Raw genomic sequence first — 13667 nt, forward strand, 5'->3', positions numbered from 1 at the left:
TCAGCGCACCGAGTGCGGTCGGTTCGCGCTGTCGTCGGGATCGCTGTCCTTGCCGGTGTCGGGTGCGGCATGCCGCGGCCGGCGGCGCGAACGCTCGAGGTGCGGTGCGATCGCGGCGAGAGCGTCCGGCGTCGTCATCGTCCAGTGCGTCGCGTCCACCGGATGCTCGTCGATGTTCCCGTTCACGAACCGGCCCCAGCAGGTCACCGGGTCCACGTGGAAGCCGTCGTCGAGGGCGGCGGTGAAGAACACCAGATCGCCGTCGAACACCCTCGGACGGTGTGCGTCGATCAGTTCGGGGGCCCGCAGCGCATTGCCGTAGATCCGCTCCAGCTCCGCAGCGGTCAGCGCCGCCAGCGGCCCTCCGACGACCCGCAGCAGAGCGGCGGCCCGCTCGGCGTCGAACTGCCCGTCCGGCGCGAGTTCGTCGAGCACACTGTCGTCCGGGAGGTCCAGGCCGACACCGCCGAGAAGATCGGCGGTGGTCGCGGAGTTCTCCACACTGCGGTCGATCCCGACGTAGCTGTCGAGGAGCCCCAGCAGACGCACCTCTTCACCGGCGTCCTGCAACTGCACTGCCATCTCGTGAGCGATGACCCCGCCCAGCGACCACCCCACCAGGTGGTACGGGCCGTGCGGCTGGATCGACCGGATCTCCCGGACGTAGCGGCCGGCGAAATCGGTGATCGTCTCCGGATGCGGCTCGTCCTCGGTCAGCGCCGGCGACTGCAGCCCGTAGATCGGCCGGTCCTGGGTCAGCTCGCGGCCGAGCCCCGCGTAGCTCCACGCGAGCCCGATGAACGGGTGCACACAGAACAGCGGCTCCGCCGTCCCTCTCGTGCGGATCGGCAGAAGCACGTCGAGTGACGCACCGGCACCGTCGACCCCGTCGTTCGTCCACTTCTGGATGCGCTGTCCCAGCGACTGCGGCGTGGGATCGCTGAACATCCATTGCAGCGGAAAGTCGATTCCCAGCTCGGACCCGAGCGCGGACGCGACCCGGGTGGCGATCAGCGAGTTGCCGCCGAGGTCGAAGAAGCTGTCCGTGACTCCCACACGGTCGATCCCGAGCACGTCGGCGAACACCGTGGCGACAGCGCGCTCGGCCGCCGTTCGCGGCGCCTGGTACTCGTCGGCCGCCGACCGGGCGGCCGGTGCGGGCAGGGCCTTGCGGTCGAGTTTGCCGTTCACCGACAGCGGCAGGGCGTCCAGGTGCACGACGTGCGCCGGGATCATGTACGACGGGACGCGGGCGGACAGGTGTGCGCGCACGTCGGACCAGTCGGCCGCCCGCCGCCCCACCAGATACGCCACCAGCGCGTCCTCGCCGCGGTCGTCGCGGTGCACCACCACCACCGCCTGCGACACATCCGCATGCGTCTCCAGAGCCGCCTCGATCTCCCCCAACTCGATCCGCTGCCCCCGCAACTTCACCTGGAAATCGGTACGCCCCACATACTCCACAACCCCATCCGCGCGGCGACGCACCAGATCCCCCGTGCGATACATCCGCCCACCCGCAAACGGGTTCGCCACGAACCGATCCGCCGACAGATCCGGACGATTCAGATACCCCCGCGCCAGCTGATCACCCGCCAGATACAACTCCCCCGCCACCCCGCTCGGCACCGGATGCAACCGCGCATCGAGCACATACAACTGCGTGTTCCACACCGGACGCCCGACCGGCACCGTCACCGTATCCGCAGCACCGGTCTCCCAGAACGTCACGTCGACCGCGGCCTCCGTCGGCCCGTACAAATTATGCAGCTCAGCAGCACTGACCGCCCGGAACCGCGACACCTGCTCCGGCGTCAACGCCTCACCCGAACAGAACACCAACCGCAACGAATCACATTCCACCACAGCCGGTTCCGCAGTGAACACCGACAGCATCGACGGCACGAAGTGGGTGGTCGTCACGTGACGTTCCTGGATCAGCCCCGTCAGGTACCGCGGATCGCGGTGTCCGTCGGGCGCGGCGATCACCAGCGTGGCACCGACCTGCAGCGGCCAGAACAGCTCCCACACCGACACATCGAACGTCACCGGAGTCTTCTGCAGGACGACGTCCGCGCTGGTCAGGGTGTATTCGTGCTGCATCCACAGCAGGCGGTTCACGATCGCACCATGGGTGACCGCGACACCCTTCGGCCGGCCCGTCGACCCGGACGTGAAGATCACGTACGCCGTGTTCGCCGGGGTCAGCGGCCACAGCCGGTCCGCGTCGGTGACGGGCGAGCTGTCGAAGCCGGAGACGTCCTCGGACGCGACGTCGATGACGGGGACCGATCCGCCGCCGGGGAGTCCGGCACCGCTGACCAGCACACATGCCGGCTGTGCGGTGTCGAGTACATGCGCGGTGCGCTCGGCCGGATGGTCCGGATCCACCGGCAGGTAGGCGCCGCCGGCCTTCACGACGGCGTAGATCGCGACGAGCAGATCGATCGAACGGCGCATCGCGACCGCCACCACCGACTCGGGGCCGACGCCCTGCTCGATCAGTCGGCGCGCCAGCCTGTTCCCGCGGGCGTCGAAGTCGGCGTACGTCAACTCGTCCCGGTCGAAGATCAGCGCGATCCGGTCGGGGCCCGCCGCGACCCTCGCGTCGAACAGCGACGCCAGGGTGCCGGCGGGCACATCGTGCGATGTCGCGTTGGTGGCGGCGATCTGCTTCCGTTCGCCGCTGCCGAGGACGTCGATGTCGCCGACCGCGGTGTCCGGACCGTCGGCGGCCGCCCGTAGAACCTGCAGGAACCGCTGTCCGAACACGTGCATGGACGGCTCGTCGAACAGGTCGGAGGCGTACGTGAGGCGGGCTGCGATCCCGTCCGGACTTCCCTCGGAGTCGAATTGCTCCATCAGGGTGAGCTGCAGGTCGAACTTGGCGATGTCGACATCGAAGTCGACGCCGCTCACCGACAGGTCACCCAGTTGAAGGGTCGCCTGGTCGAGATTCTGGAACGTGAGCATCACCTGGAACAGGGGATGCCGCCCGGTGGACCGCGACGGATTGACGACCTCCACGAGGCGCTCGAACGGAACGTCCGCGTGGGAGAAGGCGGCGAGATCGGTCTCGCGCACGTCGGCGACCACTTCGGCGAAGGTCCGGCCTCCGTCGACCTGCTGGCGCAGGACCAGCGTGTTGACGAACATGCCGATCAGGTCGTCGAGTTCGCGTTCGCCACGACCCGCGACGGGGGTGCCGATCGCGATGTCCCCGGTGCCGGAGAGTCGGCTCAGCAACACCGCGAGCGCCGAGTGCACGAGCATGAACAGGGACGCGTTCGCGTCCCGCGCCACACCCAGGAGCGTGCCGTGCAGGTCGGCCGGCACGGCGAAGTCGACGGTGCCGCCCCGGTACGACGCGACCGCGGGACGCGGGCGGTCGGTGGGCAGGTCCAGCTGATCCGGTGCGCCCGCCAGGGTCTGCTTCCAGAACGCGAGTTGCCGCGACGCGACCGATTCGGGATCGGTCTCGTCGCCGAGAAGCGCCCGCTGCCACAGTGCGTAGTCGGCGTACTGCACCGGCAACGGCGCCCAGTCGGGCGTGGTGTCCGCCGACCGCGCCGCGTACGCCGTCATCACGTCCCGCACCATCGGCGCCATCGACCAGCCGTCGCCGGAGATGTGATGGACCACCAGGGCGAGAACGTGCTCCGTCGCGGACATGCGGAAGACCCGCACCCGCACCGGAACCTCCGTGGTGACGTCGAATCCGGTGGTCACCAGGCCGGCGATCAGCGCGGGCAGCGCAGCCTCGTCCGTCGTGACGACGGACAGTTCGCCCCCCACCCGGTCGGTGGGCAGGATCACCTGGTGCGGGCCGTCGGCGGAGTCCGGGTACACCGTCCGCAGCGACTCGTGCCTACCGACGACGTCGGCGACCGCATGCTGCAGTGCGTCGACGTCCAGCGCGCCCGACAGCCGGACCGCCACGGGAATGTTGTGCACCGCGGAGTTCGGGTCGAACCTGTTGAGGAACCACATCCGGTGTTGCGCCGACGACAGCGGAATCCGTTCGGGGCGCACCGCCGGTGTCAGCGCCGGGCGGGCGGGTGCGGTCGCCTCGATCGAATCCAGCAGTGCCGCAAGGGCGGCGACGGTGGGCGCCTCGAACAGGGTTCGAATCTCCACACGGCGCCCGAGTCGCTCGGACAGCCGGGCGATCACCCGGGTGGCGACGAGGGAGTTGCCACCGAGGTCGAAGAAGTTCGCGGCGGTACCGACCTGTTCGACGCCGAGCACGTCGGCGAACACAGCCGCAACCGCTTCCTCCGTGGGTGTCGCGGGAGCGCGGTATTCGACCGTCGCCGAGGCGAAGTCGGGTGCGGGGAGGGCCTTGCGGTCGAGTTTGCCGTTCGAGGTCAGGGGCAGTTGCGCGAGCACGACGAGGGCAGCGGGCACCATGTAGCGCGGCACCGCGGCGCCGACCTCGGCCAGCACCGCGGCGGAGTCGACGGTGGCGCCGTCCTCGGGGACCACGTACGCGACCAGGGCGGTCCCGGTGTGCGGGTGCTGGTGGGCGACGACGACGGCCTGCCCCACCCCCGCGCTCGCGACCAGTGCGGACTCGATCTCGCCGAGTTCGATGCGGAACCCGCGGACCTTCACCTGGAAGTCGGAGCGCTCGAGGTACTCGAGGACGCCCGTGCTGTCCCGGACGCGCCAGCGGACCACGTCGCCGGTGCGGTAGAGCCGCGAACCGGGTGTGCCGAAGGGGTTGGCCACGAAACGTTCGGCCGTCAGGTCGGCGCGAGCGACGTAGCCGCGGGCCAGCTGCTCACCGGCCAGGTACAGCTCACCCGCCACCCCGACGGGGACCGGGTTCAGCCGGGCATCCAGCACGAACACCTGCGTGTTCCACTCGGGTCCGCCGATGGGAACGGTGTCGACGTCGGTCTCGGTGTGTGTCCAGGCGGTCACGGACACGGCGGCCTCGGTGGGCCCGTACAGGTTGTGCAGCGCGACGGTCCCGAACCGGCGGCGGAAGCGGGCGGCGGTGTCGACGGGCAGCGCCTCGCCGATGCACAGCACTCGCCGCAGGGCGGGCTGCTCCCCCGCACCCGGGGTCGCCACGAAGGCCTCCAACAGGGACGGCACGAAATGTGCTGTCGTGATGCGCTGCTGACGCATCAGGTCCGCCAGGTAGGCCGGGTCGCGGTGACCGTCCGGGCGGGCGATGACGAGTCGGGCGCCCGAGGTCAGCGGCCAGAACAGTTCCCACACCGACAGGTCGAACGTGACGGGTGTCTTCTGCACGACGGCGTCGGTGGTGCCCAGCGGGTATTCGTGCTGCTTCCAGCGGAGTTGGTTCGCGATGGCGGCGTGGGTCACGGCGACACCCTTGGGTCTGCCGGTGGACCCGGACGTGAAGATCAGGTACGCCGTGTTCTCCGGCCGCAGCGGGGCGAGGCGTTGCGCATCGGTCACCGATCCGCGTGGTGAGGCGGTGAGGTCGGGGGTGTCGATCTCGAGGACCGGGACGGTCTCGGCGGCGAACCCGTCCGCGGACGTGCTGAGGATGCACACCGGGCGTGCGGTCTCGAGCACGTAGGCGAGTCGGTCGGCCGGATGGGTGAGATCGATCGGCAGATACGCGCCGCCGGCTCGCAGCACCGCGTACATCCCGACCAGCAGTTCGATCGACCGGTTCATTGCGAGTCCCACCACGGATTCCGGCCCCACCCCGCGACCGATCAGGCGGTGGGCGAGCGCGTCGACGCGGCGGTCGAACTCTGCATACGTCAGTTCGGTGCCCTCGAAGAACACCGCGGCCTTCTCGGGTGTGCGCGCCACCTGGGCGGAGAACAGTTCGTCGAGTGTCGTCGGCGGCAGATCGACGCCGGTGTCGTTGAATTCGGCGAGGACCGAACGGCGTTCGGGGCCGTCGAGCAGGTCGATGGCCCCGACGGCCATGTCCGGATCCTGTACGACCGACGCGAGGACGCGGGTGAAGCGTTCCGCGAATGCCCGCACGGTGGATTCGTCGAAGAGGTCGGTGGCGTAGGTGAACTGCGCCTCGATCACGTCCGGGGACCCGTCGGCGTCGTGCTTCTCCGACAATGTCAGGTGCAGATCGAAGTTGGAGATCGTGTTCGGCACGTCGAGTCCCTCGACGTGCAGTCCGGGAAGCTCGAGTGTGGTGGTGGCGAGGTTCTGGAACGAGAACGCGACCTGGAACAGCGGGTGGTGCGCGCGGGACCGGGCCGGGTTCAGCACGTCGACGAGGCGCTCGAACGGAATGTCGGAGTGCGCGAACGCATTCAGATCGGCAGAGCGTGCGTCGGCGAGGCTGTCCGCGAACGAACTCGCGAGGTCCACCTGGGTGCGCAGTACCAGGGTGTTGACGAACATGCCGACGAGTTCGTCGAGGGATTCCTCACCGCGGCCGGCGATGGGTGCGCCGACAGCGATGTCGGACTCGTTGCTCAGTCGCGCGAGCAGTACCGCGAGCGCGGTGTGCATCACCATGAACAGGGAGGTGTTCCGGCCGCGTGCGAGCGCCAGCAGGGCGCGGTGGGTGCCGGCGTCGATGGTGAACGGCACGTGCGCGCCCTGGTGCGACGCGACCGCGGGGCGGGGACGGTCGGTCGGCAGGGACAGCCGGTCGGGCAGGCCCTCCAGTGTGCGGGTCCAGTACGCGATCTGAGCAGCGGCGACCGATTCGGGATCGGCCTCGTCGCCGAGGAGTTCCCGCTGCCACAGGCTGTAGTCGGCGTACTGCACCGGCAGCGGCGTCCAGCGGGGAACGTGCCCCTCGGCGCGGGCGGTGTAGGCGAGCATCACGTCGCGAGCCAGCGGGGCGAGCGACCAGCCGTCCCCCGAGATGTGGTGGGCGACCATCACGAGCACGTAGTCGTCGGCGCCGACCCGGTACATCCGCGCCCGCAGGGGCACGTCCGCGGTCACGTCGAAGCCTGTCGTCACGAGTGCGAGCACCCGCTCGAGGACGTCGTCGGGGTGCGCCGCCACCGGTGTCAGGTCGGGCACCGCGTCTGCGGCGGGCACGATCACCTGGTGCGGGCCGTCGGCGGAGTCGGGATAGACGGTGCGCAACGCCTCGTGCCGCCCGACGAGATCGGCGATCGCGATCTGCATGGCACGCAGGTCCACCTCGCCCGACAACCGGAGCGCGACCGGCAGGTTGTAGGCGGGCGATGCGGTGTCGAACTGGTTGATGAACCACATCCGCTGCTGGGCGAGCGACAGCGGAATGTGTTCGGGACGGGGCTTCGCCGTCAGCGCGGGGCGTCGCACACCGTGGGTGGTGGTCTCGGTGATGTGTGCCGCGAGCGCGGCGACGGTCGGCGACTCGAACACTTCACGGACCCCGACGTGGACGTCGAGTGCGGCGTTGATCCGCGACACCACCTGGGTGGCGAGCAGCGAGTTGCCGCCGAGATCGAAGAAGCTGTCGTGGATGCCGATCTCGGGCAACGCGAGGATGTCCGCGAAGATGCCGGCGACGATCACCTCCATCGGGTTCCGCGGTGCCTCGAATGTCGTGGCCGCGGCAGCGAAGATCGGCTCGGGCAGCGCGGCCCGGTCGAGCTTGCCCGCCGGGGTGAGCGGCAGGGCGTCGAGGAGAGTGACGGAGGCGGGAACCATGTAGGCGGGCAGGGTGCGCCCGACGAAATTCGCGACCTCGACCCGGTCCACGTCCTCACCGGTGAACGGCAGCACGTAGGCGACGAGGGAGGTCTCCCCGTTCGGGTGCTCGTATCCGATCGTGGTGGCGTACTCGATCTGCGGGTGTGCGGTGAGCGCGGCATCGATCTCGCCGAGTTCGATCCGGAACCCGCGGATCTTCACCTGGTGGTCGGTGCGGCCGACGAAATCGAGGACGCGGTTCTCCCGCCACCGGACGAGGTCGCCGGTGCGGTACATCAGGTCGCCGGGCTCGCCGTACGGGTCGGCGACGAAGCGTTCGGCGGTCAGTCCCGGCCGTCCGAGATAGCCGCGGGCGAGGCTCGGGCCTGCGACGTACAGTTCGCCCGGCACGCCCACCGGCACGGGACGCAGCCGGCCGTCCAGCACGAGTGCCCGCACTCCGCGGCTCGGTCCGCCGATGGTGACCGGTTCGCCGGCGCGGAGGGGTTCGGTGATGGACGACATGATCGTCGCCTCGCTGGGGCCGTACGCGTTGACCATGCGACGCCCGGGCGCCCAGCGGGCCACCAGTTCCGGTGGGCACACGTCACCGGCGACCACGACGACGGCAAGGTCGTCGAGCCCGTGATGGTCTACCGACGCCAGCGCCGCCGGAGTGGAGAACGCATGGGTGACGTGCTCGGCGGCGAGCAGTTCGGCGAGTTCCGATCCGCCGTAGATCGTGGGCGGGGCGATGACCATCGTGGCTCCCGCGCCGAGTGCCATCAGCATCTCGAACACCGAGGCGTCGAAGCTCGGGGACGCGAAATGCAGTGTTCGCGAACGGGAGGTGAGCCCGAGGAGCTCACGCTCGTCGGTCACCAGGTTCATCAGACCGCGATGCGTGACCGCGACCCCCTTGGGCCGGCCGGTGGACCCCGATGTGTAGATGACGTACGCCACCTGGTCGGACAGGATCGGCCGCATGCGGTCGCGGTTGGTGAGCGGCAACCGGGATTCCTGGGTGCAGCGCACCTCGAGTGCCGGGTCGTCGAGGAGCATCCACCGGATCGAGTCCGGGAGGAGATCCTGTTTGGCGGACACGGTGATCCCGACCATCGCCCCGGAGTCCTGCACCATGTGCAGGATGCGGTCCGCGGGATAGCCGGGGTCGACGGGCACGAAGGCGGCACCCGTCTTGGCCACTGCCCACACGGCCACCACGGATTCGAAGGACCGCGGAAGCGCCAGCGCGACCCGGGTTTCGGGTCCCACTCCCCTGTCGACGAGCAACCGGGCCAGCTGGTTCGACTGTTCGTCGAGGTCCCGGTACGTGAGGCTCTCACCCTCGAAGACGACGGCGGGTCCGTCGGGCGCCGCGGCGACGGCGTCGGCGAGGATCTCGGGCAGCATCTGCACCGGTCGCGCGTCGGCGCCGCGCACCGGGGTGAGCGCCGCGTATTCCTCGTCGCCGAGGACCGGGATGTCGCCGATCGGCCGCTGCGGGTCGGCGACGACCGCCTCGAAGATCCGCCGCAGCCGGGTCGCGTACCCGGCGGCGGTGCTCTCGTCGAAAATATCTGTCGCGTAGACCAGTTCGGCGTCGATGCCGGCCGCCTCGGCCGTGTCGTCGAGCCGTTCGGTGAGCGTGAAGTGCAGGTCGAACTTCGCGATGCTCGCGTCGAGTGCGAGCGGTTCCACCGACAGTCCGTCCAGTTCGAGTCGGTCGGCGGAGACCGCCTGCACGCCGAGCGCCACCTGGAACAGCGGGTGGTGCGAGGTGGAGCGGACCGGGCTGAGAACCTCCACCAGCCGCTCGAACGGCAGGTCCGCGTGGGCGAACGCCTCGAGGTCGACGTCCCGGGCCTGTTCGAGCAGCGACACGAACGACGCCCCCGGGTCCAGCGTCGTGCGCAACACGAGGGTGTTGACGAACATGCCGATGATGTCGTCGAGTTCCACCCGGCCGCGGCCGGCGACAGCCGTGCCGACGGTGATGTCGGAGGTGGTGCTGAGCCGGCCCAGCAGGACGCTGAGCGCGGCGTGGGCGACCATGAAGATGCTGGCGCCGTGCGCGCGTGCCAGCTCGGCCAGGGCCCGGTGCGTGTCGGCGTCCAGGGTGAAACGGGTCGCCGCGCCCCGATGCGACGGAACGGCCGGCCTGCCCCGGTCGCCCGGCAGATACAACTGGTCCGGGACACCGGCGAGTGTCCGGGTCCAATACTCGAGCTGGGCGACGGCGAGGCTGCCCGGGTCGGATTCGGCACCGAGCACGTCCCGCTGCCACAGCGCGTAGTCGGCGTACTGCACCGGCAGCGGCACCCAGGTGGGCGCCTGGCCTGCCGCGCGGCTCGAGTACGCGATCATCACGTCCCGGATCAGCGGTTCCATCGACACGCCGTCGGCGGAGATGTGATGGACGACGAGGGCGAGCACGTGCTCGGTGTCGCCGAGCGAGTACACCTTCACCCGCAGTGGCACGGCCTGGGAGACGTCGAAGCCGGTCAGCAGGAACTGCTGGAGATCCGCGCGCAGCCCGGCCTCGCTCACGCGGACCGGTGCGACGTCGGGGGTGAACTCTCCGGGTTCGAGGATCACCTGGTGCGGTCCGCCCCGGGAATCGGGGAAGACGGTCCGCAGCGATTCGTGCCGGGTGATCAGATCGTCGATCGCCGCGGCCAGCGCCGCCGTGTCCAACGGTCCGGTGAGCCGGACCGCGGCGGGAAGGTTGTATGCGGGCGAGGACGTGTCGAACTGGTTGAGGAACCACATCCGCTGCTGCGCGAGTGACAGCGGGATCCGGTCGGGGCGGACCGCCGCTGTCAGGGGTGCGATCGCGGCGGACGGACCGTGCCCGTCGAGTCGCCGGGCCAGGGCCGCGACGGTGGGGGCGTCGAACACGTCGCGGATGGCGACGCGTATCTCCGCCGCCACGCCGATGCGGGTGCTGAGCTTGGTGGCGGACAGGGAGTTGCCGCCGAGTTCGAAGAAGTTGTCGTCGACGCCGACCCGGGGGACGCCGAGGAGTTCGGCGAAGATCCCGGCGACGAGGCGTTCGGTCTCGGTGCGGGGCGCCGTGTAGTCCGCCGTCACGGTGAACACCGGTGCGGGCAAGGCTCTCTGGTCGACTTTGCCGTTCGGTGTCAGCGGCAGTTCCGCCAGCGTGATCAGCAGCGACGGAATCATGTAGGAGGGCAGGCTGCCCGCCGCCTCGGCGAGCACGGCGTCCGGGTCCAGTGTGATTCCGCGCCTCGGCACGACGTACCCGACCAGGTGATCGCCGGCGTGCGGGTCCGAATGCGGGACGACGATCGCCTGCTCCACGTCTTCGTGACGAAGCAGTGCCGACACGATTTCGCCGAGTTCGATGCGGAATCCGCGGACCTTCACCTGGAAGTCGGTGCGCCCGAGGTACTCGAGCCGGCCCGCCGCGTTCCAGCGGACCAGGTCGCCAGTGCGGTACAGCCGCGCGCCCGATGTGGAGAAGGGGTCGGCGACGAAGCGTTCGGCGGTGAGGTCGGGGCGGGACAGGTATCCGCGGGCGAGCTGGACGCCACCGAGGTACAGCTCTCCCGCCACACCGACCGGCACCGGGCGCAGTCGGCCGTCCAGAACGAGGGTGCTGGTGTTCCAGACGGGCAGACCGACCGGGACGGTGTCGGAGTTGTCGGACCGGGCCGCGAAGAATGTGGTGGTCACCGCCGCCTCGGTGGGTCCGTACGTGTTGTCGATCTCCGCGGGATGGGACGCCCGGAACTCGTCGATCGTCTCCGGGGACACCGCTTCGCCGCCGACCAGCACCTGCCGCAGCGCCGGCAGGTCCTCGAGGCCGGGGCCGGACGTCAGGGCCGCCAGCATCGCCGGCACGAAGTGCACGACGGTGACGCCGTGTGCGCGAAGGACGCCCACGAGGTACTCGGGGTCGCGGTGCCCGTCGGGTTCGGCAACGACGAGCCGGCCGCCGGAGACGAGCGGCGCGAAGCACTCCCACACCGAGACGTCGAACGTCACCGGGGTCTTGAGCAGCATCGTGTCGGCGGTGCCGAGCGCGTACTGCTCACGCAGCCATGCGAGTTGCGCCGCGATCGCCGCATGGGAGACGGCGACCCCCTTGGGCCGCCCCGTGGAACCGGAGGTGAAGAGGACGTACGCCGTGTTGTCCGGGCGCAGCGGCGCGACCCGTTCGTCGGCGCGGATCGGCTCCCCGCCGAACTCTGCCGGGTCCGGGTCTGCGGGGACGATCGCCCGCACCCCGTACCGTGTCGTCGCGGTCGGTGTGAGCAGCGCGCTGCTCGTGAGCACCAGGGATGCGGCGGACTGCTCGACGATGTCGCTGTTGCGCTGCGCCGGTTGACCGGGATCGAGTGGGGTGTAGGCGCCGCCTGCCCTCACCACGGCGTGGACCGCGACGAGCAGGTCGAGCGACCGCGGGATCTCGATCGCCACGACGACGTCGGGGCCGACACCGTCGCCGATGAGCCTGCGCGCGAGGCGGTTCACCCGGGCATCGAACTCCGCGTACGTCAGCGTCGTGTCGCGCCAGAGCACCGCATCGGCATCCGGCGTCGTCCGTGCCTGTTTGTCGAGGAGACCGGCGAGGGTGGGCTGCGCCGTCTCCCGTGTCGCGCCGTGTGACAGTGCGAGCAGACGCAGCCGGGCATCGTCGCCGAGCAGGTCGAGGTCGCCGACCGTGGTTCGAGGATCGCGGGTCAGTCCTGTCAGGACCCGGAGGAAGGACTCGCCGATCCGCAGCGCGGTGTCCTCGTCGAAAAGGTCCTTGGCGTAGCCGAGTTCGAGATCGAGCCCTGCCGGGTTCATCTCGTCGTCGTGGCGTTCGCCGAGCACGAAGTTGAGGTCGAACTTGGCGATCGGCGATGCGATCTCGAGCGCGGATACCTCCAGTCCCGGCAGTTCGAGTGTCGGGGTCCGCAGGTTCTGCAGTGCGAGCGCCACCTGGAACAGCGGGTGGAACGCGGTGGAACGGGTCGGGTTGATCGCGTCGACCAGCTGCTCGAACGGCACGTCGACATGGGAGAACGCCTCGAGGTCGACGCGCCGGACCTGCTCGAGCAGTTCGGCGCCCGTCGATTCGGGTTGCACGTCGGTGCGCAGCACCAAGGTGTTGACGAACATGCCGACGAGTCCGTCGAGGGACTGCTCGCCGCGGCCCGCGACGGATGTTCCGATCGCGACGTCGGGGCCGGCCCCGATCCGGGACAGGAGCGCGGCGAGTGCGGTGTGGACGACCATGAACAGGCTGGCGTGGTGGGTGCGCGCCACGTCCAGCAGACGCAGATGGTCGTCGCCGTCCAGGGCCAGCCGTACCGTGCCGCCGCGGTTCGACGGAGCCGGCGGACGGGGGCGGTCGGTGGGCAGTTCGACCTGGTCCGGCAGATCCGCGAGTGTTCGCTTCCAGTAGGCGATCTGGCCGGCGGCCAGCGACTGCGGATCGTGCTCGTCGCCCAGCAGTTGACGCTGCCACACCGCGTAGTCGGCGTACTGCACCGGCAACGCGTCCCAGGCCGGCGTGTCACCGGTGGTCCGGGCCGCGTAGGACGTCATGACATCGGAGGCGAGGGGAATGAACGACCAGCCGTCCGCGGAGATGTGATGGACGACGAACAGCAGGATGTGCTCCGAGCGGCTCTCACGGAACAGGTGGACCCGCAGCGGGAGGTCGGTGGTGACGTCGAACCCGGCGGACGCGTGCCGCAGGATCGCACCGGTCAGGTCTTCACCGGACAGACGTGACGGTGTCAGATCGAGGGGGATCGACTCCACCGGGACGATCACCTGATGCGCCCCGTTCTCGGTCGCCGGGTAGACGGTGCGCAGCGCCTCGTGCCGCTCCAGCACGTCGCCGAGCGCCGCACGCAGGGTTGCGACATCGATCCTGCCGGACATGCGCAGCGCGAGCGGAATGTTGTACGCGGCCGAGGCGGTGTCGAACTGGTTCAGGAACCACATCCGCTGCTGCGCCGGCGACAGCGGGATCAGCGCGGGCCGCTCACCGGCGACGAGGGCGGGCCGCTCGACCGTTGTCTCGGACAGCGCGGCGATCGCGAGTTCGCGCA

1 protein-coding gene (only partly in view) is annotated in these 13667 nt (G+C 69.9%); it reads right to left on the reverse strand.

The features are described 5' to 3' along the window. Positions 1-13667, reverse strand: the 3' portion of a protein-coding gene (locus DTA22_RS00700) for a non-ribosomal peptide synthetase (RefSeq protein WP_245973261.1). The gene runs 15877 nt beyond the window's last position; only the last 13667 of its 29544 coding nucleotides appear in the window; the start codon falls outside the window, past its right edge — the gene reads right to left on this strand; the stop codon is at positions 1-3.

This window comes from Rhodococcus wratislaviensis (assembly GCF_900455735.1).
Taxonomy (GTDB): domain Bacteria; phylum Actinomycetota; class Actinomycetes; order Mycobacteriales; family Mycobacteriaceae; genus Rhodococcus_F; species Rhodococcus_F wratislaviensis.